Genomic DNA, 22,366 nt, shown 5'->3' on the forward strand with positions numbered 1-22,366 from the left:
TGCGCTGAGTTCTACTTCCCGTGTTGGCCGTTCCGGCCGTCCTGGCCGTCCTCGTACTTCTCGTACGCGTCGACGATACGGCCGACCAGCTTGTGCCGGACGACATCCTCGGACGTGAGCCGCGAGAAGTGGATGTCCGGAACCCCTTCGAGGATCGACTGCACCTGGCGCAGACCGCTCCTGGTGCCGCCCGGCAGCAGGTCGACCTGGGTGATGTCACCGGTGATGACGATCTTCGAGTCGAAACCGAGCCGGGTCAGGAACATCTTCATCTGTTCCGGAGTCGTGTTCTGCGCCTCGTCGAGGACGACGAACGCCTCGTTCAGGGTGCGGCCGCGCATGTACGCCAGGGGCGCCACCTCGATGGTCCCGGCGGCCATCAGCCGGGGGATCGAGTCCGGGTCGATCATGTCGTGCAGCGCGTCGTAGAGCGGACGCAGGTACGGGTCGATCTTGTCGAAGAGCGTGCCCGGCAGGAAGCCGAGCCGCTCCCCCGCCTCGACGGCCGGCCGGGTCAGGATGATCCGGCTGACCTGCTTGGACTGCAGGGCCTGGACCGCCTTGGCCATGGCGAGGTAGGTCTTGCCGGTACCGGCGGGGCCGATGCCGAAGACGATCGTGTTCTTGTCGATCGCGTCGACGTACCGCTTCTGGTTGAGGGTCTTGGGCCGGATGGTGCGGCCGCGGCTGGAGAGGATGTTCTGGGTGAGCACCTCGGCGGGCGTCTCCTCCCCTCCTTCCACGCCGCTGCCATTGGCCCGGAGCATGGCGATCGAGCGTTCCACTGCGTCCTCCGTCATCGGCTGCCCGGTGCGGAGCACCAGCATCATCTCGTCGAACAGGCGCTGGATCAGAGCGACTTCCGTCGCGTTCCCGACAGCGCTGACCTGATTGCCCCGCACGTGGATGTCGGCCTTGGGGAAGGCCCTCTCGATCACGCGCAACAGGGCGTCACCCGAGCCGAGCACCGTCACCATCGGGTGCGTGGCCGGAACGGTGAAGTGGGCTCGCGCCTGGCCCGGCGCTGGGATCTGGGCTGTGGGTGTCTGAGTCATGGGCCGGCACTGTGGCCTGCGCATACCTCCCGCTGAGGGGCCGCGCCGATCGACGACCTCCGGAGTACCAAGCGTACGTCGCCCCCGGGCCTTCACCGAGGGGTTTTCCCCGCCGGTCCCGGCCGGTTACGCGGAGTGCCGGAAGCCGATCGTCGGCACCGCCCTGCGCCGCGCCGCCGGGGTCGAGCCGGGCGGGATCAGGTCGTCCAGGAAGCCGTACCGGCCGCGCAGCCCGTCCGGGGCGGCCCGCCACCAGTGGGCCACCTCCGGCCAGCCGGGGGCCGACAGGGAGCCGCCGAACTCCTGGACCGACAGGGCCGCCGTCAGCCCGGCGAAGGCCAGCCGGTCCGCCAGTGGCCAGCCCGCGAGGGTGCCGGTGACGAAGCCCGCCACGTACACGTCCCCCGCCCCGGTCGGGTCCAGCTCGTCCACCGCGATCCCCGGGACCCGCGCGGTCTCGCCGGTGCGCCCGTCCACCGCGTACGAGCCCTCCGCGCCCATCGTCACCACGGCGATCGGCACCTTCTCCGCCAGCGCCCGGGCCGCCGCGCGCGGGCAGTCGGTCCGCGTGTACCGCATGGCCTCGCCCGCGTTCGGCAGGAAGGCCTCGCAGTGCTCCAGGTCGGCCAGGGCCCCCAGCTCCCAGCGGCCGCTCTCGTCCCAGCCCACGTCCGCGAAGACCCGCGAGCCGCGCCGCGCCGCCTCGCCGATCCACTCCGCGCCCCGGCCGGGCCCCAGTGAGGCCACGGCCGCCCGGGCCCGCGGCGGGCACTGCGGGAAGGGGCCGGGGCCCGCCGGGGGAGGTGCCTCGTGGCCGTGCGAGACCATCGTGCGCTCGCCCTCGTACGCCATCGAGACGGTGACGGGGCTGTGCCAGCCGGGGATGGTCCGCGACATGGAGAGGTCGATGCCCTCGCCCTGTTCGAGGGCGTCCCAGCAGTACTCCCCGTAGTGGTCGTCGCCGAAGGCCGCGGCGAGCGAGGTGCGCAGGCCGAGGCGGGCGAGGGCCGTGGCCATGTTGGCGACGCCGCCCGGGCTGGAGCCCATGCCGCGCGCCCAGGACTCCGTACCGCGCACCGGGGCCGAGTCGAGGCCCGTGAAGATGATGTCGAGGAAGACCGTTCCGGTCAGGAAGACGTCGCAGCCCGGCTCCTGGGGGTCACGCAGCGGACCGAGCGGGTCCACTGCTGCTGCGCGGATGTCGTCGCTGTCCCGACTGGTCACGGTGTACTCCCCGTTGTTCTTGAAGGGCCGTTTCTGCACGAGGGTTTGCGGTGGAAAGCTGCCAGCCCTTCCCGCTTCGGGTAGACCTGAAACCCAGTGTGGCGCAGATCACCACCGACATGACCTTATCCCCGGCTCCCGCCACTTGAGAGGCATGGGCCCCGCTCTTCCCGCGGCGGGGCCGATGACCGCCGTCGCGCTGCGCGTCCGCGACGGTCCTGGCGGGCGGCGCGGGGGTGCGGGGGTGCGCGGGGCGGGGGTCGGCGGTGCGGATCCGGAGGTCGCGGAGATCTCCGTCCGTCGGCTCCCCCGCCGCGCGCGCGACCGCGTCCAGCTGCCGCGCGGGCGCGGCGGGATCCGAAAAGAGGCGGGCTAGGTGCGCTTGGGCAGCGGCACCCGTACCAGGTCCGCAGCCACCGTCAGTTCGCCCTCGAACCCCGACTCGCGGGCCTGGCGTTCGAACACGGACGGATCGGTGTACCGCTGCGAGAAGTGCGTCAGCACGAGGTGCCTCACGCCCCCGTCCCGCGCCGTCCGCGCCGCCTGCCCGGCCGTGAGGTGTCCGTGGTCGGCGGCCAGCTGCGCGTCCTCGTCGAGGAAGGTCGACTCGATGACCAGCATGTCGCAGCCTTCGGCGAGCGCCTCCACGCCCTCGCACAGCCGGGTGTCCATGACGAACGCGAACCGCTGCCCCGGCTTCGGCTCGCTGACCTCCTCCAGCGTGACCCCGTCCAGCCGCCCCTCGCGCTGGATCCGGCCGACGTCCGGCCCCTTGATCCCGTGCCGCGCGAGCAGCTCCGGCACCATGCGGCGCCCGTCGGGCTCCGTGATCCGGTAGCCGAAGGACTCCACCGGGTGCGAGAGCCGCCGCGCCTCCAGGACGTACGAGGTCCCGCGCGCCAGCGTCAGCGTCCCGTCCCCGGCCACCGGTTCCTCGTCGATCAGGACGGTCTCCCGGTAGGCCGTGGCGTACCGCAGCCGGTCGAAGAACTTCTGCCCCGAGGCCGGGTAGTGGGCGGTGACGGCGTGCGGGACCCGGTCGAGGTTGATCCGCTGGATCACCCCGGCGAGGCCGAGGCTGTGGTCACCGTGGAAGTGGGTGACGCAGATCCGGTTGATGTCGTGCGCGGCCACCCCTGCGCGCAGCATCTGGCGCTGGGTGCCCTCGCCCGGGTCGAAGAGGATGCCCTCGCCGTCCCAGCGCAGCAGGTAGCCGTTGTGGTTGCGGTGGCGGGTGGGCACCTGACTGGCGGTGCCCAGCACCACGAACTCGCGTACGGACACGGTCTATCCGGGGGGCCACTGGAGGCCGCGGCCTCCGAGGACGTGCAGGTGGGCGTGGAAGACGGTCTGGCCGGCGCCGGCGCCGGTGTTGAACACGACCCGGTAGCCGTGGTCGTCGATCTTCTCCTCGGCGGCGATCCGCCCGGCCTCGGTCAGTATGTCGGCGACGACGGCCGGCTCGGCGGCGGCGAGGGAGGCCGCGTCGGGGTAGTGCACCTTGGGGATGACGAGCACGTGCGTGGGTGCCTGCGGGTTGATGTCCCGGAAGGCGACGGTCGTCTCCGTCTCCCGGACCACGGTCGCCGGGATGTTCCCCGCGACGATCTTGCAGAACAGGCAGTCGGCCTGCGGTTCCCCGGCCATCGCTTCGCCTCCGTGTCGTTGATCGCTCCGGGCATCGTATCCCCGGAGCGCTCGAGGCGAACGGCTAGGCCCAGCGCCCCGTACGGGCGAGCAGGACCGCCGTCGCGGCCGTGCCGGCCGTGGAGGTCCGCAGGACGGAGCGGCCCAGGCGGTAGGGGTGGGCCCCCGCCTCGGCGAAGACGGCCAGTTCCTCCGGGGAGACCCCGCCCTCGGGGCCGACGACCAGCACGATCGACCCGGCCGCCGGGAGCTCGGCCGCGGCCAGCGCCCCGGAAGGGGTGTCGCGGTCCTCGTGGAGGACCATCGCGAGGTCGGCGCCGGCCAGCAGCGCCGCCACCTGCTTGGTGGACATGGCCTCGGACACCTCCGGGAAGCGGACCCGGCGGGACTGCTTGCCCGCTTCCCGTGCCGTGGCCCGCCACTTGGCCAGGGACTTGGCCCCGCGGTCGCCGCGCCACTGCGTGATGCAGCGCGAGGCCTGCCACGGCACGATCGCGTCCACGCCCGTCTCGGTCATGGTCTCCACGGCCAGCTCGCCGCGGTCCCCCTTGGGCAGGGCCTGGACCACCGTGATGCGGACCGCCGGCTCGGCCTCCAGCCCGGCCGAGGACACCGCCAGGACCAGGCGGTCCTTGCCCTCGGCGGCCTTCACGACCGCCTCCGCCCAGCCGCCCCGGCCGTCCGTGAGGACCACCGCCTCACCCGGGTTCAGCCGTTTCACGGACACCGCGTGCCGGCCCTCAGGGCCGTCCAGGACGAACTCCGGTCCCGACGGGACCTCTTCGACCACGAACACCGGGGCGGTCATGACGCACTCCTCATCTGCCTTGCCTTCAACGTGCTCTGCGCCTCGGCCAGTTCGGCCGCCAGCACCTCCACCAGTTCCCCGGCCGGCAGCGTCCGCGCCAGCCGGTGCCCCTGGCCCGCCCACAGCGCCATGCCCTGCGGGTCCCCGGCCGCCGCGGCCGCCTTGCGCAGCCCCGAGGTCAGGTGGTGGATCTGCGGATAGGCGGCGGGGGCGTACGGTCCGTGCTCGCGCATGAACCGGTTCACGAGCCCCCTGGCCGGCCTCCCGGAGAAGGCCCGGGTCAGCTCGGTCCGGACGAACAGCGGGTCGGTCAGCGCCTTCTTGTGCAGCGGGTCCGCCCCCGACTCCGGACAGGCCAGGAAGGCCGTCCCGAGCTGTGCCGCCTCCGCGCCCGCCGCCAGCAGCGCGGCGATCTGCGAGCCCCGCATCAGGCCGCCCGCCGCGATGATCGGGAGGGCCACGGCCTCCCGTACCTGCGCCACGAGCGCGAGCAGGCCCACCGCCGCCGTGCCGTCGGCCTGCGGGTCGTCCCTGTGGGTGCCCTGGTGGCCGCCGGCCTCCACCCCCTGCACGCAGACGGCGTCGGCTCCGGCCTCCTGCGCGGCGCGGGCCTCCTCGACCGAGGTCGCGGTGACGACGGTGTACGTACGGGCCTTGCGCAGCGAGGCGAGGACCGCCGGGGCGGGGCAGCCGAAGGTGAAGGAGACGACCGGAACGGGGTCCTCCCGCAGAATGGCGAGCTTCGCGTCATAGCCGTCGTCGCTGGTACCGATGATGTCCTCGTCGGCGAGCGAGATCTCGTACCAGCTCGCCTCTCCGGCCAGCTGCCCGCGGTACGCCTCGACCGCGGCCGGGTCCACGTAACCGGTCTGCGGCATGAAGAGGTTCACCCCGAACGGGCGCCGGGTGAGCGCGCGTACCTGCTTGATCTCCTGGTACATGCCGTCGGCGGTCTTGTAGCCACCGGCCAGGAAGCCCAGCCCGCCCGCCTCGCACACGGCGGCGACGAGCGGCGGACAGGAGGCGCCGCCCGCCATGGGTGCCTGCACGATCGGGTAGGGGGAGAGACCGTTCGGTGCGGTGGACATGGACTGCATCGTGCCATGTCCCGCCCAGGGGGCCGAATCACGGCATTCGCCTGGCATAGTCCGCTTCCTGGCGTGGCCGGGAAGCGGCCTCGCGGGGAATGCGGCGAGCCCGGCCGGGGCATCCCCGGGCCGGGCTCGTCGATGAGGTCAGGACGGTCAGCGACCGTTGAAGGCGTCCTTCAACCTGCTGAACAGACCCTGCTGCCCCGGCGCGAACTGGCCGGTCGGCCGCTCCTCGCCGCGCAGCTTCGCCAGCTGCCGCAGCAGGTCCTCCTGCTGCGGGTCCAGCTTGCCCGGGGTGGTGACCTCGACGTGCACGATCAGGTCGCCGCGCCCGCCACCCCGCAGGTGGGTGACGCCGCGCCCGTGCAGCGGGATCGCCTGGCCGGACTGGGTGCCGGGCCGGATGTCGATCTCCTCCAGGCCGTCCAGCGTCTCCAGCGGGCACTTGGTGCCCAGCGCGGCCGCCGTCATCGGGATGGTGACCGTGCAGTGCAGGTCGTCCCCGCGCCGCTGGAAGGTCGGGTGCGGCAGCTCGTGGATCTCCACGTACAGGTCGCCGGCGGGGCCGCCGCCGGGGCCGACCTCGCCCTCGCCCGCGAGCTGGATGCGGGTGCCGTTCTCGACGCCCGCCGGGATCTTGACCGTGAGACTGCGGCGGGAGCGGACCCGGCCGTCGCCCGCGCACTCGGGACACGGGGTCGGGACCACGGTGCCGAAGCCCTGGCACTGCGGGCAGGGGCGCGAGGTCATGACCTGGCCCAGGAAGGACCGGGTGACCTGCGAGACCTCACCGCGGCCGCGGCACATGTCACACGTCTGCGCCGAGGTGCCGGGGGCGGCACCCTCGCCGGAGCAGGTGGTGCAGACGACGGCCGTGTCGACCTGGATGTCCTTGGTGGTCCCGAAGGCCGCCTCGTCCAGCTCCAGATCGAGGCGGATCATGGCGTCCTGGCCGCGGCGGGTACGCGAGCGCGGGCCGCGCTGCGAGGCCTGGCCGAAGAAGGCGTCCATGATGTCGGAGAAGTTGCCGAAGCCGCCCGCTCCGAATCCGCCCGCGCCACCGCCGCCGCCCGAAGAGGACAGCGGGTCGCCGCCGAGGTCGTAGACCTGCTTCTTCTGCGGGTCCGAGAGCACCTCGTAAGCCGCGTTGATCTCCTTGAAGCGCTCCTGCGTCTTCGGGTCCGGATTCACATCCGGGTGAAGTTCACGCGCGAGGCGCCGGAAGGCCTTCTTGATCTCGTCCTGCGATGCGTCGCGGCGCACGCCGAGAACGGCGTAGTAGTCCGTGGCCACTTACGACTCCGCCAGGATCTGTCCGACGTAACGTGCCACTGCGCGTACCGCTCCCATCGTTCCGGGGTAGTCCATGCGGGTCGGTCCGACCACGCCGAGTTTGGCGACAGTTTCGCCGCCCGAACCGTAACCGACCGAGACGACGGACGTGGAGTTCAGTCCCTCGTAAGCATTCTCATGCCCGATCCGTACGGCCATTCCCGACTCGTTGGCCTCGCCCAGCAGCTTGAGGAGCACGACCTGCTCCTCCAGCGCTTCGAGCACCGGCCTGATCGTCAGGGGAAAATCGTGTCCGAAGCGGGTGAGATTGGCGGTACCGCCGATCATCAGCCGCTCCTCGGCTTCCTCGACCAGGGTTTCGAGGAGCGTCGCGAGCACGGTGGAGACCGTGGCCCGGTCCTCGGCCTCGAAGGATTCGGGGAGGTCCTGGACGAGCGGGGGTACGTCGGTGAACCGGCGGCCGACGACCCTGCTGTTGAGGCGGGCCCGCAGGTCGGCGAGCGAGGTCTCGCCGAAGGGGGTCGCGCAGTCGATGAGCCGCTGCTCGACGCGGCCCGTGTCGGTGATCAGTACGAGCATCAGCCGGGCCGGGGCCAGCGACAGGAGCTCGACGTGGCGCACGGTGGAGCGCGTCAGCGAGGGGTACTGGACGACCGCGACCTGGCGGGTGAGCTGCGCGAGCAGCCGCACCGTCCGGCCGACCACGTCGTCGAGGTCGACGGCGCCGTCGAGGAAGTTCTGGATGGCCCGACGCTCGGGCGACGACAGCGGCTTGACCCCCGCCAGCTTGTCGACGAAGAGCCGGTACCCCTTGTCGGTGGGGATCCGGCCGGCGCTGGTGTGGGGCTGGGCGATGTAGCCCTCGTCCTCCAGCACGGCCATGTCGTTGCGCACGGTGGCGGGCGAGACCCCGAGCCGGTGGCGCTCGGTGAGCGCCTTGGAGCCGACCGGCTCCTCCGTCCCGACGTAGTCCTGGACGATGGCGCGCAGCACTTCGAGTCTGCGTTCGCTGAGCATCGCGCACACCTCCAGCTGTGGTCCGTTGCCTTGTTCGCTGCTTGTTGACTGGCACTCTGGGCGTTCGAGTGCCAGAGAACCCCCGCTCAGTGTACGGCCGGGTAGTAAGACCCTGGCAAGGGAGGCCTGCCAGGGTAGCGTCGCGGCATGGACGTGCGTTGGGAAGAGGCGGGCTGGGAACGGCTGACCGGGCGGACCGGCCGGCGGCGGCTTCCGGTGTGGGACTGCACGGTGGGACTGGTGGTGGGGGACGATTCCGTCCTCCTCGTCGACCCCGGTTCGTGCCTGCGGGAGGGCGCTCAGCTGCGGGCCGAGGCGGAGCGGCTGACGGGCCGGCACGTGACTCATATCGCATTCACGCACGGCCATTTCGATCACGTGCTGGGCGGGGCGGCCTTCCCCGGGGCCGAGGTGTTCGGGGCGGTCGGGCTGGACTCGCTGCTCACCACGGGCCGCGAGGAGCTGCGCGAGTCCGCCGTACGGCACGGACTGGCGCAGGCCGAGGCCGCGGAGGCCGTGGAGCTGCTGGTGCTGCCCCGGCACGCCGTGTCGGGCGAGTGGACGCTGGAGCTGGGCGGGGTGCAGGTGCTGCTGGCGAACGTGGGGCCCGGGCACAGCCGGCACGACCTGGCCGTCTTCGTGCCCGGCGAGCGCGAGACGGTCTTCTGCGGGGACCTGGTCGAGGAGTCGGGCGAACCGCAGGCCGGCGACGACGCGGTGCCGGCGCAGTGGCCGGCGGCCGTGGACCGGCTGCTGTCGCTGGGCGGGGACGACGCGCTGTACGTACCGGGTCACGGAGCGGTGGTCTCCGCGGACTTCGTCCGTGCGCAACGCGCCACACTGGCCGCCCGTTTCGGCGTGTCGGAGGCATGACGGCCGCGGCTCTCCTACTGTCGGCCGGATGCGCGAGTACTCCCCCGACCTGACCCCGCAGTGGAAGCGCCCCAAGGCCGTGCCGGAGGTGGCGGCGGAACCCGATCTGGTGGTCGAGGTGGCCGGTACGGATTTCTGCGGCGCGGTGGTGGCCTGCGAGGCGGGCACGGTGACTCTGGAGGACCGGTTCGGCAAGCGGCGGGTGTTCCCGATGGAGCCGAGCGGGTTCCTGCTGGAGGGGGCGGTCGTCACCCTGGTCCGCCCGTCCCGCGCCCCGGCGGCCCCGGCCCGCACCGCGTCCGGGTCGATCGCCGTACCCGGCGCCCGGGCGCGGGTGGCGCGGGCGGGCCGGATCTACGTCGAGGGCCGGCACGACGCCGAGCTGGTGGAGCGGGTCTGGGGTGACGACCTGCGGATCGAGGGCGTGGTGGTGGAGTACCTGGAGGGCATCGACGACCTCCCGGCCGTCGTGGCGGAGTTCGGCCCGGCCCCGGACGCCCGGCTGGGGGTCCTGGTGGACCACCTGGTGCCGGGGTCGAAGGAGTCCCGTATCGCGGCGTCCGTGACCTCGCCGGACGTGCTGGTCGTGGGCCACCCGTACGTGGACGTGTGGCAGGCGGTGAAGCCGTCCGCGCTGGGCATCGCCGCGTGGCCGGTCATCCCCCGGGGCCAGGACTGGAAGACGGGCATCTGCCGGTCGCTCGGCTGGCCGGAGAACACCGGGGCCGCCTGGCAGCACATCCTGTCCAGGGTGACCTCGTACCGCGACCTGGAGCCGGCCCTGCTGGGCCGCGTCGAGGAACTGATCGACTTCGTGACGGCCCCGTAGCCCCGTCACCCGTGCGGCGGACACGCTCACCTTCGGGTGACGGTGCGTGGTCGGCCGCGGAGGGCGCGCAAGGGTGCTCTTCATGATCACCTTTGCTCTGCGGCAGCGCGTCGTGCTCATCGCGACCGTGCTCGCCGCCGCCCTCCTGCCGTCCGCTTCCGTCTCCGCCTCTGCCGCCTCGGCTCCCACGCACGCCACACAGGCCGCGCACGCCGCGCACGCCGCTCCGGCGAACTCCTGCCCGCGCGTGGACGACCACCTCTTCGCCGCCGCGGACCAGCGGGCCGACCTGTCCCGCATCACCCCGACCCCGTCCTGGCGCACCAACTGCAAGCAGCTCTACCGCGCGGACGGCCGCCCGCCGTCGATCGTGTTCGCCGAGGGCTTCCACCCCAAGGCCACGGTGGACGGGCAGTACGACATCGAGCAATACGTCCTGGTCAACCAGCCCTCCCCGTACGTCTCGACGACCTACGACCACGACCTGTACAAGACGTGGTGGAAGAGCGGCTGGAACTACTACATCGACGCCCCCGGCGGGGTGGACGTGAACAAGACCATCGGCGACACCCACAAGTGGGCCTCGCAGGTCGAGGTCGCCTTCCCCGGCGGCATCGAGCGCTCGTTCATCGTCGGGGTCTGCCCGGTCGACAAGACGACCAAGACGGAGATCATGAACGAGTGCCAGGACAACCCGTACTACCAGCCCTGGCGGGAGAACTACCCGGGCTGACCCGCCGCCCCGGCTCGCGCGGTGGTTCCGTCAGTCCACCAGGTCCCGGACCACCGCGTCGGCCAGCAGCCGCCCCCGCAGGGTCAGCACGGCCCGCCCGGCCTCGTAGGGACCCGGGTCCAGCAGCCCGTCGGCCAGGGCGCGGCGGGACGCGGCCAGCCCGGCCGGCGCGAGCAGCGAGAGCGGGACCCCTTCGACCAGCCGGAGCTCCAGCAGGATCCGCTCCACCCGCCGGTCCTCCTCGGACAGCAGCTCGCGGCCCGCGCCCGGGGAGCGGCCCTCGGCCAGCGCCGCCGCGTAGGCGCCGGGGTGCTTCACGTTCCACCAGCGGACCCCGCCGACGTGGGAGTGGGCGCCGGGTCCCGCGCCCCACCAGTCGGCGCCGCGCCAGTACAGCTCGTTGTGCAGGCACCGGCCGGCCTCGGTCGTGGCCCAGTTCGACACCTCGTACCAGGAATACCCCGCCCCGGCCATCACCGCGTCCGCGATCAGGTACCGGTCCGCGTGGACGTCGTCGTCCGTCATCGGGACCTCGCCCCGGCGGATCCGCCGCGCCAGCTGGGTGCCTTCCTCCACGATCAGCGCGTACGCCGAGATGTGGTCCGGCCCGGCCCCGAGCGCGGCGGAGAGCGACGCCCGCCAGTCGTCGTCGGACTCCCCGGGCGTCCCGTAGATCAGGTCGAGGTTGACGTGCTCGAAGCCCGCTTCCCGCGCCTCCGCGACGCAGGCCTCGGGGCGGCCCGGGGTGTGCGTGCGGTCCAGCACCTTCAGGACGTGCTGCCTGGCGCTCTGCATGCCGAAGGAGATCCGGTTGAAGCCGCCGGCCCGCAGCTCGGCCAGGTACTGCGGATTCACCGACTCCGGATTGGCCTCGGTGGTGATCTCCGCGTCCTCGGCCAGACCGAACTCGTCCCGGATCGCCGCGAGCATCCGTACGAGGTCCCCGGCGGGCAGCAGCGTCGGGGTGCCGCCGCCCACGAAGACGGTGCGGACGGCCCGGGGGTCGTCGCCGAGCACCTTGCGGGCGAGACGGACCTCGTCGATCAGGGTGTCGGCGTAGTTCTCCCGGGAGGCGAGCACGCCGCCGGTACCCCGCAGCTCGGTGGCCGTGTAGGTGTTGAAGTCGCAGTACCCGCAGCGCGTGGCGCAGTACGGAACGTGCAGGTAGAAGCCGAGCGGCCGCTCGCCCGCGCCCGCCAGGGCGTGCGACGGCAGCGAGCCGTCTTCGGGCATGGGTTCACCGTCGGGCAGTGCGGAAGGCATGCGCCCATTGTCCCGCACTGCCCCAAGGTCGTTTCCCGCCTCGGGCTACGCCTCGCGGGCGCCCTCGTACATCTCGTCGATCAGGTGCTTGAACTCACGCTCGACGACCGGGCGCTTCAGCTTGAGGCTGGGCGTCAGGTCACCGTGCTCGACGTCGAGGTCGCGCGGCAGGAGCCGGAACTTCTTGATCGTCTGCCACTTCTGCAGGCCCTCGTTCAGGGTCTGGATGTACGTCTCGATCAGACGGGTGGTCTCCGCCGCGGCCAGCACCTGCGCGTACGTCTTGCCCTCCAGCCCGTTCTCGGCCGCCCACGTGAGGATGGACGGCTCGTCGAGCGCGACCAGGGCGGTGCAGAAGTTCCGGTCGGCGCCGTGCACGACGATGGTCGACACGTAGGGGCAGATCGCCTTGAACTGGCCTTCGATCTCCGCGGGGGCGACGTACTTGCCGTTCGAGGTCTTGATCAGGTCCTTCTTGCGGTCCGTGATGCGCAGGTAGCCGTCGGGCGACAGCTCGCCGATGTCTCCCGTGTGCAGCCAGCCGTCGGACTCCAGGACCTCGTCGGTCTTGTCCGGCTGCCCGTGGTAGCCCTGCATGATGCCGGGACCGCGCAGCAGCACCTCGCCGTCGTCGGCGATGCGGACCTCGGTGCCGGGGAGCGGCTTGCCGACGGTGCCGGTGCGGTAGGCCTCGCCCGGGTTGACGAAGGAGGCCGCGCTCGACTCGGTGAGGCCGTAGCCCTCCAGGATGTGGATGCCGGCGCCGGAGAAGAAGTAGCCGATGTCGGGCGCGAGGGCGGAGGCGCCGGAGACGGCGGCGCGCAGCTTGCCGCCGAAGGCCTCGCGGAGCTTGGAGTAGACGAGCGCGTCGGCGATCTTGTGCTTGGTGGTGAGGGCGAAGGGGGCGGTCGCCTGCCCGGTGCGCCGGAAGTTGTCCTGGGTGACCTTGGCGTACTCGCGTGCGACGCCGACCGACCACTGGAAGATCTTGTACTTGGCTCCGCCGCCGGCTCGCGCCTTGGCGGCCACGCCGTTGTAGACCTTCTCGAAGATGCGCGGGACGGCCGCCATGTACGTCGGCTGCACGACCGGCAAATTCTCGATGATCTTGTCGATCCGGCCGTCGATGGCGGTGACGTGCCCGACCTCGATCTGACCGGAGGTCAGTACCTTGCCGAAGACGTGGGCCAGCGGAAGCCACAGGTACTGGACGTCGTCCGAGTGGATCATGCCGGTGGCGACGGTGGCCTTGGCCATGTACGACCAGTTGTCGTGCGGCAGCCGGACGCCCTTGGGGCGGCCGGTAGTGCCGGAGGTGTAGATGAGGGTGGCGAGCTGGTCGGCGGTGATGGCCGAGATCCGCTCCTTGACCGCCTCGGGGTGCTTGGCGAGGTACTCCTTGCCGCGCGCCTCCAGATCGGCGAGCGAGAGCACCCAGCCCTCGGGGTCACCTTCGGCGGCGACCGCGTCGGCGGCCTCCACGACCACCACGTGGGCGAGTTTCGGCAGGTCGGCGCGGCGCTCGCGCGCCTTCGCCAGCTGCTTCGCGTCCTCGGCGATGAGTACCCGGCTCTCGGAGTCCGAGAGGATGAACGCCGATTCCTCCGCGTTGGTGCTGGGGTAGATCGTGGTGACCGCGCCGCCGGCGCACATCACGCCGAGGTCGGCGAGGATCCACTCGACCCGGGTGTTGGAGGCGAGCGCGACGCGCTCCTCCGAGCCCAGGCCGAGGTCGATCAGCCCGGCCGCGACGGCGAAGACCCGCTCGGCCGCCTGGCCCCAGCTGAGCGACTTCCAGTCGTCGGGGCCGCCGGTACCGGCGGCGGCCGGCACCGGGTACCGATAGGCCTCTCCATCCGGCGTGGCCGAGACACGCTCAAGGAAGAGGGCCGCCACGGTGGGCGGGCGGTTCTCGATCAAGGTCTGTGTGTCGCTCACGGACGTCCTCCGGACCACGCGGCAGGGCCTGTCATTCAGGGCGGTGACTCAGGGCTTGTAACTGGCGAGTAACCATCGAGCAGTGATCAGACTAGGGGCCCTCCGCCTGGTGCGTAAGAGCCTCCGAGCGGCCGATTCATAACGAAACAGGCCCCCGCGCATCCGCGCGGGGGCCTGTTTCGTACACAACGGTGCTGCGGGGCTACTTCTTCTTGCCGCCGGACTCGTCGCTGGACAGCACGGCGATGAAGGCCTCCTGCGGGACCTCCACGGAGCCGACCATCTTCATCCGCTTCTTGCCTTCCTTCTGCTTCTCCAGCAGCTTCCGCTTACGGGAGATGTCACCGCCGTAGCACTTGGCGAGGACGTCCTTGCGGATGGCGCGGATGGTCTCGCGGGCGATGACGCGGGAGCCGATCGCGGCCTGGATCGGCACCTCGAAGGCCTGCCGCGGGATGAGCTCGCGCAGCTTGGCGACCAGGCGCACGCCGTAGGCGTAGGCGGCGTCCTTGTGCGTGACGGCGGAGAAGGCGTCGACCTTGTCGCCGTGCAGCAGGATGTCGACCTTGACCAGGCTGCCGGACTGCTCGCCCGTGGGTTCGTAGTCGAGAGAGGCGTAGCCGCGCGTCTTGGACTTCAGCTGGTCGAAGAAGTCGAAGACGATCTCCGCGAGCGGGAGGGTGTAGCGGATCTCGACCCGGTCCTCGGAGAGGTAGTCCATGCCGAGCAGGGTGCCGCGGCGGGTCTGGCAGAGCTCCATGATCGCGCCGATGAACTCGGTGGGCGCGAGCACGGTGGCGCGGACGACCGGCTCGAACACGTCCGAGATCTTGCCCTCGGGGAACTCGCTCGGGTTGGTGACGGTGACTTCCTTGCCGTCCTCCATGACCACCCGGTAGACCACGTTGGGCGCGGTCGCGATCAGGTCGAGGCCGAACTCGCGCTCCAGGCGCTCGCGGACCACGTCCAGGTGGAGCAGGCCGAGGAAGCCGACGCGGAAGCCGAAGCCGAGCGCCGCCGAGGTCTCCGGCTCGTAGACGAGCGCGGCGTCGTTGAGCTGGAGCTTGTCCAGCGCCTCGCGCAGGTCCGGGTAGTCCGAGCCGTCGAGCGGGTACAGACCGGAGAAGACCATCGGGCGCGGGTCCTTGTAGCCGCCGAGGGCCTCGGTGGCGCCGTTGTGCAGGCTGGTGATGGTGTCACCGACCTTGGACTGGCGGACGTCCTTCACGCCGGTGATGATGTAGCCCACCTCGCCGACGCCGATGCCGTCGGACGGGGTCATCTCCGGGGAGGAGACACCGATCTCCAGCAGCTCGTGGGTGGCGCCGGTGGACATCATCCGGATGCGCTCGCGCTTGTTCAGCTGCCCGTCGACCACACGGACGTACGTGACGACGCCACGGTACGAGTCGTAGACCGAGTCGAAGATCATGGCGCGGGCCGGGGCGTCCTTGACGCCGACCGGGGCCGGGACCGTGGCGACGACCTTGTCGAGCAGCGCCTCGACGCCGAGACCGGTCTTGGCCGAGACGCGCAGCACGTCCTCGGGCTGGCAGCCGATCAGGTTCGCGAGCTCCTCGGCGAACTTCTCCGGCTGGGCGGCCGGCAGATCGATCTTGTTCAGGACGGGGACGATCGCGAGGTCGTTCTCCATCGCCAGGTACAGGTTGGCGAGGGTCTGCGCCTCGATGCCCTGGGCGGCGTCCACCAGGAGGACCGTGCCCTCGCACGCGGCGAGGGAGCGGGAGACCTCGTAGGTGAAGTCGACGTGCCCGGGGGTGTCGATCATGTTGAGGATGTGGGTGTTGCCCTGACCCTCGCCCGTGGTGGGCGCCCAGGGCAGCCGGACCGCCTGGGACTTGATCGTGATGCCGCGCTCACGCTCGATGTCCATGCGGTCGAGGTACTGGGCGCGCATCTGCCGCTGGTCGACCACACCGGTGATCTGGAGCATCCGGTCGGCAAGGGTCGACTTGCCGTGGTCGATGTGCGCGATGATGCAGAAGTTGCGGATCAGCGCCGAGTCGGTACGGCTCGGCTCGGGCACGTGGCTGGGGATCGCGGGCACGCAGTGTCCTGATTCTCGGTCGCAGTCGGAAGCGTTTGCGGAGCGTCGGTCGGAGCGAAAGTCCGGCTCCCGTCGCTCTCGGCGGCGCGATGTCGGATCTATACGCAGACTCCCATGGTCCCATGGACGGGGCAGTGCGCTCGGTTTGGGCCGCCCGGAGCGCGCCTGGTAGCCTGGGCAGCTGTGTCTCGTATGCCCTCTCAGTTGGGGGTCCCCCCGGACGGAGTCTGGGGGAGGGACACAATCCGAAGATCAAATCTCTGAACCTGAAAAGGCTCTTTCGTGGCGAACATCAAGTCCCAGATCAAGCGGAACAAGACGAACGAGAAGGCGCGCCTGCGCAACAAGGCCGTCAAGTCTTCGCTCAAGACCGCGATCCGCAAGGCCCGCGAGGCCGTCCTCGCCGGTGACGTCGAGAAGGCCACCGTGGCTTCCCGCGCCGCCGCGCGTGCGCTCGACAAGGCTGTCTCGAAGGGTGTCATCCACAAGAACGCCGCCGCCAACAAGAAGTCGGCGCTGGCCTCCAAGGTTGCCACCCTCCAGGGCTGAGCTCTGATGTGATCGCCGGAACGGACCCAGCGGGCCCTCTCTCCCGCTCCTGACCGGCACCCCGCGCCGCACACGAAGCGTTCGCCACGCGGGTGCGGCGCAACCAAAGCAGTGACCGAAGGCCCCGGCCGCCACCCTTCCCCAGGGTGACGGCCGGGGCCTTCGTGCTACCGGGACCTGTCCGGACAGGCTCTAGCGGCGCTGGGGGCGGGCCGCGCGGGCCACCGCGACGACCGCCTTCTCCAGGGCGTACTCGGGGTCGTCACCGCCCCCCTTGACGCCCGCGTCGGCGGCGGCCACGGCACGCAGGGCGTCCGCGACGCCGTCCGCCGACCAGCCGCGCATCTGCTGGCGGACCCGGTCGATCTTCCAGGGCGGCATCCCCAGGTCCCGGGCGAGGTCGCCCGGGCGGGCTCCGCGCGGGGCGGAGGCCAGCTTGCCGATCGCGCGCACGGCCTGGGCCAGGGCGCTGGTGATCAGGACCGGCGCCACCCCCGTGGACAGGGACCACCGCAGGGCTTCGAGGGCTTCGGCCGCCCGCCCCTCGACCGCCCGGTCGGCGACGGTGAAGCTGGAGGCCTCGGCCCGGCCCGTGTAGTAGCGGCCGACCACGGCCTCGTCGATGGTTCCCTCGACGTCCGCGCACAGCTGCGCCGCCGCGCTCGCCAGCTCCCGCAGGTCGCTGCCGATCGCGTCGACCAGGGTCTGGCACGCCTCCGGGGTCGCGGAGCGGCCCAGCGTGCGGAACTCTCCGCGTACGAACGAGAGCCGGTCCGCGGGCTTCGTCATCTTCGGGCAGGCGATCTCCCGCGCACCCGCCTTGCGGGCCGCGTCCAGCAGGCCCTTGCCCTTGGCTCCGCCCGCGTGGAGGAGCACGAGGATGATCTCCTCGTAGGGCGCGTCGAGGTACGCCTTCACCTCCTTGACCGAGTCCGCGGACAGGTCCTGGGCGCCCCGTACGACCAGGACCTTGCGCTCGGAGAAGAGCGAGGGGCTCGTCAGCTCGGCCAGCGTGCCGGGCTGGAGCTGGTCGGAGGTGAGGTCGCGGACGTCGGTGTCGGCGTCGGCGGCGCGGGCGGCCGCCACCACCTCCCGCACGGCACGGTCGAGGAGCAGGTCCTCCTGCCCCACCGCGAGGGTGAGCGGGGCAAGCGGATCGTCGGTGGAGTTCTTCCTGGTGGCCATCGGCTCCAGCATCCCACGCCGCACTGACAGCCCTCTTCGCCGCGTGCCCGAGAATGGTCGCGTGAACGTGCGACATGTACTCGTCCTGCCCGACCGCGACGCCGCCGAGGAGGTGGCGCAGGAGGCCGTCGACCGCTTCGGCCTCCCCGAGGAGCCGCAGTTGGTCCGCGACGCGCTGGCCGGCGAGGACGACGCCGAGGACGCCCAGTGGCTGGTGGTCGTCGAGGATCCGCGGGAACGGCTCGACACCACCTCGCTGGACGCCCTCGCGGCCGAGTACGAGGGCTGGCTGGAAGCCCCCTAGTACCTGGAGTACTCGAGAGCTCAGGCCTTGTGGACGATCTGTACGTCCAGGGTCACTTCCACGCTCGACCCGATCGCCGCGATCCCGTGCGCCAGCACCGACTGCCAGTTCAAGGTGAAGTCCTCGCGGTGCAGTTCGGTCGTGGCCCGGCAGGCCGCCCGCGGCTCGCCCTCCAGCCCCGTACCCAGGCCCAGGTACTGGGTGTCCAGGGTGACGGAGCGGCTCACCCCGTGGAGGGTGAGGGCGCCCGCGACGGTCCAGCGGCTGCCGCTGCGGTGGATAAACCGTTCGCTGTAGAACTCCACGGTCGGGTGGCGGGCCGCGTCCAGGAAGTCGCCGGACCTCAGGTGGTCGTCGCGCATCCGGACCCCGGTGTCGATGCTCGCCGCGTCGATGATCACGTGCATGGAGGAGTCCTCCATGCGCTCAGCTATCCGTACCGCGCCGGCGAACGTGTTGAACCGTCCGCCGATCCGGGCGAAGCCGATGTGCCGGGCCGTGAAGACGATGGACGAGTGCGTCGGGTCGAGCTCCCAGTGGCCGGGCTGCGGCAGCAGCGGCGGCTCCACGGCGTCGAGGATGATCTCCCCGGTACCGGGTTGTGCCGGGTCCCCCACGAGCGTCGCCCCGTGGAACGGCGCGTACCCCTCGGCGGTGACGGAGAGCCGGTACTCGCCCTCGGGTACGGCCGCCGTGAACCCGCCGTACGGGTCCGTCTCGCCGCTGACGATCCGTCGGCCGATCGGGTCGGTCACCTCGAACGCGGCCTGCCGGACCGGCTGGTGGACCGTGTCGAGAACCCGGCAGCTGAGCAGCCGCGCCGTCGGCGGCAGTGTCAGTGTCGCGGATGTGTGTGGGCTGGAACTTCCGGCCGTCTCCATCCCCCGTCGGCGACCGAACATGGCTGATGCACCCCCGTGCTGTGTGGATCTGGACCGCTCTGGCGAAGACGCATTCGATCATGCTGTCGGGTTGTGGGCAAACAGAACGGCCCTGCCCGGTATGGGCGTGTCGGCTCCGCCGTCGGCCAGCCGGGAACGCACGCATCCGGGGGCCACTGCCGGTGACGGCGATGGAGCCGTCGGTGTCGGTGCGCAGTACGGTCGCCCCCATCGCCCGCAGCTGGGCGAGCGTACCGGGCGCGGGGTGCCCGTAGCGGTTGCCCGCGCCGACCGGGACGAGGGCGATCCGGGGTCTCACCTGGGCGTACAGCACCGGATCCTGGTGGGCGGAGCCGTGGTGCGCGACCTTGAGGACATCCACCGGACCCAGTTCCGGATGGTCCCTCAAGAGGCCCTGCTGCGCGGCCGGTTCGAGATCGCCGAGCAGGAGCAGGGTCAGCCCCGCGCCACGCACCAGCAGGGCGACGCTCGCGTCGTTGGGCCCCTCCGGCGGAGCCCCGGCAGCAGGTGGCCAGAGCACCTGCCACTCCAGCGGTCCGGCCCGTCGGCGCTCCCCCGCCACCGCCCGTACGACGGGTACGCCGGCGCCCGCCGCGGTCCGGTGGACGAACTGCGCCTGCCCCGGCGGCTCTTCCAGCGCGGTGGTCTGAATCACACCCACCGACCGGCCCCGCAGCACCCCGGACAGGCCCGCCACGTGGTCGGAGTGAAAGTGCGTCAGCAGGAGCATCGGCACCCGGATCACACCCAGGGAACGCAGGCAGGCGTCCACCGGGCCGGGATCCGGTCCGGCGTCCACGACCACGGCCTCGCCCGGTCCGACGGCGAGCACCGCGGCGTCCCCCTGGCCCACCGCGCACTGCACGTAACTCCAGTCGGGCGGAGGCCAGCCGGAGAGGGTACGGGTGAGCTGCGGCGGCCGCAGTACGGCCAGGAGCAGCAACACCGCCAGGGCCGAGCAGACCAGGCGCCGGCGCCCGACCCGGGCGCCGAGCACGATGACGGCCAGGGTGGCGGCGGCCAGCAGCAGCCCTCCGGTGAGCCCGCCCGGCCAGGCCAGCTCAGCTCCCGGCAGCCCCGCCCCGGCCCGGGCCACGGCGGCGATCCACCCGGCGGGCACCCCCGCGCACCAGGCGAGCACCTTCGCGGCGGACATCCACAGCGGGGCCACCGCGAGCGCCGCGAAGCCGAGCACCGTCGCCGGACCGGCCGCCAGCTCGGCCAGCAGGTTGCAGGGCACCGCCACCAGGCTGACGCGGGCGGCGAGCACGGCGACCACGGGCGCGCACACCGCCTGCGCGGCCGCGGCGGCCCCGAGCGCCTCGGCGAGCCGGGGCCGCATCCCGCGCCGGGTCAGGGCCTCGCTCCACCGGGGGGCGAGGGTGAGCAGGGCGCCCGTGGCCAGGACGGAGAGCAGGAAGCCGTAGCTGCGGGCCAGCCACGGGTCGTAGAGGACCAGCAGCAGCACGGCGGCCCCCAGGGCCGGGATCAGGGATCTGCGCCGCCCGGTGGCGATGGCCAGCAGGGTCACCGCCCCGCAGGCGGCGGCCCGCAGCACGCTCGGCTCCGGCCGGCACACCACCACGAACGCCAGCGTCAGGCCCGCCCCGCACAGGGCGGTCGCCCGCAGCGAGAGCCCGATCCGAGGCGCCAGCCCGCGCCGCTCGGCCTGCTGCGCGCGGGCCGGGGGCCCGATGAGCAGGAACAGCACCACGGTCAGGTTGGACCCGGACACGGCCAACAGGTGCAGCAGATCGGTGGCCCGGAACGCCTCCTGAAGATCGGTGGGCACCCGGGAGGTGTCCCCGACGACCAGCCCCGGCAGCAGGGCCCTGGCATCCGGCGCGAGCCCGCCGGTGGCCTCGCGCAGCCCGGCCCGCAGCCGCCCGGCGAGCCGCTGTGCGGTGTCCGGGCCGCCCGTCACCCCGGGCGGTGTGTCGGCGGCCGGCCGCAGCAGCGCCACGGCCCGCTCCCCACCGCGCGCCGGGGCCAGCCGGGCGACCACCGACACCCGGGTGGAGGGCTGCAGCCGGGCCCAGCCCGGATGCCCGGCCAGCACCCGCACCGGGGTCTCGACCCGGGTCCGTGCCCCGTCCGGCCCGGTCACCCCGGTCACCAGCGCGTCCAGCACCACCACCGGCGGCCCGCTGCCACTGCCGCTCCCGCTCCCGGCGACCCGTGGATCGGAGCCGACGGTCAGCTCCACGAGGACGCGGGCATGGTCCCGGGCCAGATCCGCCACCGGCCCGGCTCGCGCCTCGGCCCGCTGGAGCCCCGCCACCCCGGCTCCGGCACAGGCGCACAGCAAGGCCGCTGCCAGCGCCGGAGCGGCCCTCCACAGCCGCCCGGGACGCCTGCACGCGGCCAGCATCAGCAGCCCCGCCACGGCCAGGCCCACGGCCACCCCGGCGGCGGTCCGGCCGGCGGGCGCGTCCAGGGCGAGGGCGGCCGCCGCCCAGGCGGCCAGGGCCGGTCCCACCAGCCGCAGGTCCGCCGCTCCCGGGGCCTCGGGGCGGTTCACGGCCGCACCAGGGTGCGCAGGTCGGCGAAGCGCCGTTCCCCGATGCCGTTGACCTGCCGGAGCTCCTCCACGGAACGGAAGCCACCTCTGGCGGTGCGGAAGTCCACGATGTGCTGGGCCAGCACCGGCCCGACTCCCGGCAGACCGTCCAGCTGCTCGACGGTGGCCGAGCCGAGGCTGAGCGGGCCCCGGCCCGGCCCGCCTCCGCCCCCGCCCGCGACCTCCGGAGGCTGCGCCGGGGCGCCCACCAGCACCTGCTCGCCGTCCACCAGCACGCGGGCCCGGTTCAGGCCCGTGGTGTCCGTACCGGGCCGCACTCCCCCCGCGGCGGACAGCGCGTCCTCGACGCGCGAACCGGCGGGCAGCCGCCGTACGCCCGGGTCCCGGACCTTGCCGCTGACGTCGACGACGATCCGCGCCGGGCCGCCTCCGGAGCCCCCCGCCGGTGCCGGTACCGGCGCCGTGGCCGCGGCCGGTACCGCCCCTTGGGCGACCACGGCGGGCGCGGTCACCGCCCGCGGCCGGGCCGACCAGTACTGCTGCCCTGCAAAGCCGACAGCGACGACCAGCACCACCCCGACGGCGGCCACCGTGCGCGGCTCCACCCCGCAGCGGGCTTGGAACCACACCGGCAGCCGCTCCCGCAGGGCCAGGCTCCGCGCCGGACCGGGAGCGGCTGGCCCGGGAGCAGCCGGCCCGGCAGTCTCCTCAGGCGGCGCCCCCGGCGGAGCCCCGCGATCCGCCTCGGCCACCGACGGTGGCGAGGCCGTCGCCAGGGGCTGCGGAGAGGCCGTCGGCGGACTGCTGCCGCCCAGCAGGGCTTCGGCCCGCCGCCGCACCGCCTCGGGATCCGCGTGCGGAGCCCGGTGGTCACGGCGCACGCCATGGCCACCGCGGCGGCGCAGACGGCTGTCGGAGAAACGGGGCCGGCCCGGGCCGCTGGTGGCGCCCGAGCGGCGGGAGGACGGATGCGAGGTACGCGCTCGAAGAGTCATGCCACGACCGTAGGGGCGAATCCCGAAGCCCGTTCGGAGGGCTCAATTCCGGTGGACAGCAACCCCGTTGT

20 protein-coding genes and 1 pseudogene are annotated in these 22,366 nt (G+C 72.4%); 6 read left to right on the forward strand and 15 right to left on the reverse strand.

Annotated features, from left to right (window positions below; translation table 11 throughout):
• Positions 1 to 11: 11 nt before the first annotated feature.
• Complete coding sequence (locus OG429_RS14050; RefSeq protein WP_328925665.1) at positions 12 to 1,055, reverse strand: PhoH family protein; 1,044 nt, start codon at positions 1,053 to 1,055, stop codon at positions 12 to 14.
• A 126-nt stretch (positions 1,056 to 1,181) separates the two neighbouring features.
• A complete protein-coding gene (locus OG429_RS14055) occupies positions 1,182 to 2,279 on the reverse strand; it encodes a carbohydrate kinase family protein (protein ID WP_328925666.1) in 1,098 nt (365 codons plus the stop codon).
• Between the two features lie 184 nt (positions 2,280 to 2,463).
• On the opposite strand from OG429_RS14055, the gene OG429_RS14060 reads away from it, so the two are divergent.
• Positions 2,464 to 2,655, forward strand: a complete 192-nt coding sequence (locus OG429_RS14060; RefSeq protein ID WP_328925667.1) for a hypothetical protein — start codon at positions 2,464 to 2,466, stop codon at positions 2,653 to 2,655.
• Here OG429_RS14060 and OG429_RS14065 read toward each other — a convergent pair.
• The 6 genes from OG429_RS14065 to hrcA form a co-directional block, all read right to left on the reverse strand.
• Positions 2,652 to 3,563 carry a ribonuclease Z gene (locus tag OG429_RS14065; RefSeq protein WP_328925668.1) on the reverse strand — a complete coding sequence of 304 codons (912 nt, stop codon included), beginning with the start codon at positions 3,561 to 3,563 and terminating at the stop codon, positions 2,652 to 2,654. The two genes, OG429_RS14060 and OG429_RS14065, sit on opposite strands and share 4 nt — an antisense overlap.
• A 3-nt stretch (positions 3,564 to 3,566) precedes the next feature.
• Positions 3,567 to 3,926, reverse strand: coding sequence for a histidine triad nucleotide-binding protein (locus tag OG429_RS14070; RefSeq protein WP_328925669.1), 360 nt, complete (start codon positions 3,924 to 3,926; stop codon positions 3,567 to 3,569).
• Positions 3,927 to 3,990: 64 nt separating this feature from the next.
• The gene (locus OG429_RS14075; RefSeq protein ID WP_328925670.1) at positions 3,991 to 4,734 is read right to left on the reverse strand and encodes a 16S rRNA (uracil(1498)-N(3))-methyltransferase; all 744 of its coding nucleotides are present in this window, start codon (positions 4,732 to 4,734) and stop codon (positions 3,991 to 3,993) included.
• Positions 4,731 to 5,822 carry a nitronate monooxygenase gene (locus tag OG429_RS14080; protein ID WP_328925671.1) on the reverse strand — a complete coding sequence of 364 codons (1,092 nt, stop codon included), beginning with the start codon at positions 5,820 to 5,822 and terminating at the stop codon, positions 4,731 to 4,733. Before OG429_RS14080 ends, OG429_RS14075 begins: the two co-directional genes overlap by 4 nt.
• Positions 5,823 to 5,978: 156 nt before the next feature.
• Positions 5,979 to 7,118, reverse strand: a complete 1,140-nt coding sequence (gene dnaJ / locus OG429_RS14085; RefSeq protein WP_328925672.1) for a molecular chaperone DnaJ — start codon at positions 7,116 to 7,118, stop codon at positions 5,979 to 5,981.
• The gene (gene hrcA / locus OG429_RS14090; protein ID WP_328925673.1) at positions 7,119 to 8,135 is read right to left on the reverse strand and encodes a heat-inducible transcriptional repressor HrcA; all 1,017 of its coding nucleotides are present in this window, start codon (positions 8,133 to 8,135) and stop codon (positions 7,119 to 7,121) included.
• A 147-nt stretch (positions 8,136 to 8,282) separates the two neighbouring features.
• On the opposite strand from hrcA, the gene OG429_RS14095 reads away from it, so the two are divergent.
• From OG429_RS14095 to OG429_RS14105, 3 genes are all read left to right on the forward strand, one after another.
• The gene (locus OG429_RS14095; protein WP_328925674.1) at positions 8,283 to 9,008 is read left to right on the forward strand and encodes an MBL fold metallo-hydrolase; all 726 of its coding nucleotides are present in this window, start codon (positions 8,283 to 8,285) and stop codon (positions 9,006 to 9,008) included.
• A gap of 28 nt (positions 9,009 to 9,036) precedes the next feature.
• On the forward strand, positions 9,037 to 9,837 hold the full coding sequence (locus OG429_RS14100; RefSeq protein ID WP_328925675.1) for a DUF3097 domain-containing protein: 801 nt from the start codon (positions 9,037 to 9,039) through the stop codon (positions 9,835 to 9,837).
• A gap of 82 nt (positions 9,838 to 9,919) precedes the next feature.
• Positions 9,920 to 10,570 carry an ADP-ribosyltransferase gene (locus OG429_RS14105; protein WP_328925676.1) on the forward strand — a complete coding sequence of 217 codons (651 nt, stop codon included), beginning with the start codon at positions 9,920 to 9,922 and terminating at the stop codon, positions 10,568 to 10,570.
• Between the two features lie 30 nt (positions 10,571 to 10,600).
• Here OG429_RS14105 and hemW read toward each other — a convergent pair whose 3' ends face one another.
• From hemW to lepA, 3 genes are all read right to left on the reverse strand, one after another.
• Positions 10,601 to 11,833, reverse strand: a complete 1,233-nt coding sequence (gene hemW / locus OG429_RS14110; protein WP_328925677.1) for a radical SAM family heme chaperone HemW — start codon at positions 11,831 to 11,833, stop codon at positions 10,601 to 10,603.
• A gap of 45 nt (positions 11,834 to 11,878) precedes the next feature.
• A complete protein-coding gene (locus tag OG429_RS14115; protein ID WP_328925678.1) occupies positions 11,879 to 13,771 on the reverse strand; it encodes an AMP-dependent synthetase/ligase in 1,893 nt (630 codons plus the stop codon).
• Between the two features lie 202 nt (positions 13,772 to 13,973).
• Positions 13,974 to 15,839, reverse strand: coding sequence for a translation elongation factor 4 (gene lepA / locus OG429_RS14120; protein ID WP_328925679.1), 1,866 nt, complete (start codon positions 15,837 to 15,839; stop codon positions 13,974 to 13,976).
• A 282-nt stretch (positions 15,840 to 16,121) separates the two neighbouring features.
• Between lepA and rpsT the strand changes: the two genes are divergently transcribed.
• On the forward strand, positions 16,122 to 16,388 hold the full coding sequence (gene rpsT, locus OG429_RS14125; protein ID WP_266788134.1) for a 30S ribosomal protein S20: 267 nt from the start codon (positions 16,122 to 16,124) through the stop codon (positions 16,386 to 16,388).
• A 192-nt stretch (positions 16,389 to 16,580) separates the two neighbouring features.
• Here rpsT and holA read toward each other — a convergent pair whose 3' ends face one another.
• Complete coding sequence (holA, locus tag OG429_RS14130) at positions 16,581 to 17,573, reverse strand: DNA polymerase III subunit delta (RefSeq protein ID WP_328925680.1); 993 nt, start codon at positions 17,571 to 17,573, stop codon at positions 16,581 to 16,583.
• A gap of 61 nt (positions 17,574 to 17,634) precedes the next feature.
• Here holA and OG429_RS14135 point away from each other — a divergent pair, with 61 nt between their 5' ends.
• On the forward strand, positions 17,635 to 17,877 hold the full coding sequence (locus OG429_RS14135; protein ID WP_328925681.1) for a hypothetical protein: 243 nt from the start codon (positions 17,635 to 17,637) through the stop codon (positions 17,875 to 17,877).
• A 20-nt stretch (positions 17,878 to 17,897) separates the two neighbouring features.
• Here the strand turns inward: OG429_RS14135 and OG429_RS14140 are convergent, their stop codons facing one another.
• The 3 genes and pseudogenes from OG429_RS14140 to OG429_RS14150 form a co-directional block, all read right to left on the reverse strand.
• Entirely contained in the window at positions 17,898 to 18,779 is an 882-nt protein-coding gene (locus OG429_RS14140) for a YceI family protein (protein ID WP_443051256.1), read from the reverse strand.
• A 136-nt stretch (positions 18,780 to 18,915) separates the two neighbouring features.
• Positions 18,916 to 21,150: pseudogene (locus tag OG429_RS14145) on the reverse strand (ComEC/Rec2 family competence protein); the annotation flags it as partial.
• A 146-nt stretch (positions 21,151 to 21,296) separates the two neighbouring features.
• Positions 21,297 to 22,295, reverse strand: coding sequence for a ComEA family DNA-binding protein (locus OG429_RS14150; protein WP_328925683.1), 999 nt, complete (start codon positions 22,293 to 22,295; stop codon positions 21,297 to 21,299).
• Positions 22,296 to 22,366 lie beyond the last annotated feature (71 nt).

Source organism: Streptomyces sp. NBC_00190 (assembly GCF_036203305.1).
In the GTDB taxonomy this organism is placed as follows: domain Bacteria; phylum Actinomycetota; class Actinomycetes; order Streptomycetales; family Streptomycetaceae; genus Streptomyces.

What these genes read in the sequence shown, in the direction of transcription:
- OG429_RS14050 (WP_328925665.1), bottom strand. Translation starts at nt 1,055, where the DNA reads ATGACTCAGACACCCACAGCCCAGATCCCAGCGCCGGGCCAGGCGCGA.
- OG429_RS14060 (WP_328925667.1), top strand. Translation starts at nt 2,464, where the DNA reads ATGACCGCCGTCGCGCTGCGCGTCCGCGACGGTCCTGGCGGGCGGCGC.
- OG429_RS14070 (WP_328925669.1), bottom strand. Translation starts at nt 3,926, where the DNA reads ATGGCCGGGGAACCGCAGGCCGACTGCCTGTTCTGCAAGATCGTCGCG.
- OG429_RS14075 (WP_328925670.1), bottom strand. Translation starts at nt 4,734, where the DNA reads ATGACCGCCCCGGTGTTCGTGGTCGAAGAGGTCCCGTCGGGACCGGAG.
- OG429_RS14080 (WP_328925671.1), bottom strand. Translation starts at nt 5,822, where the DNA reads ATGTCCACCGCACCGAACGGTCTCTCCCCCTACCCGATCGTGCAGGCA.
- hrcA (WP_328925673.1), bottom strand. Translation starts at nt 8,135, where the DNA reads ATGCTCAGCGAACGCAGACTCGAAGTGCTGCGCGCCATCGTCCAGGAC.
- OG429_RS14095 (WP_328925674.1), top strand. Translation starts at nt 8,283, where the DNA reads ATGGACGTGCGTTGGGAAGAGGCGGGCTGGGAACGGCTGACCGGGCGG.
- OG429_RS14100 (WP_328925675.1), top strand. Translation starts at nt 9,037, where the DNA reads ATGCGCGAGTACTCCCCCGACCTGACCCCGCAGTGGAAGCGCCCCAAG.
- OG429_RS14105 (WP_328925676.1), top strand. Translation starts at nt 9,920, where the DNA reads ATGATCACCTTTGCTCTGCGGCAGCGCGTCGTGCTCATCGCGACCGTG.
- hemW (WP_328925677.1), bottom strand. Translation starts at nt 11,833, where the DNA reads ATGCCTTCCGCACTGCCCGACGGTGAACCCATGCCCGAAGACGGCTCG.
- holA (WP_328925680.1), bottom strand. Translation starts at nt 17,573, where the DNA reads ATGGCCACCAGGAAGAACTCCACCGACGATCCGCTTGCCCCGCTCACC.
- OG429_RS14140 (WP_443051256.1), bottom strand. Translation starts at nt 18,779, where the DNA reads ATGTTCGGTCGCCGACGGGGGATGGAGACGGCCGGAAGTTCCAGCCCA.
- OG429_RS14150 (WP_328925683.1), bottom strand. Translation starts at nt 22,295, where the DNA reads ATGACTCTTCGAGCGCGTACCTCGCATCCGTCCTCCCGCCGCTCGGGC.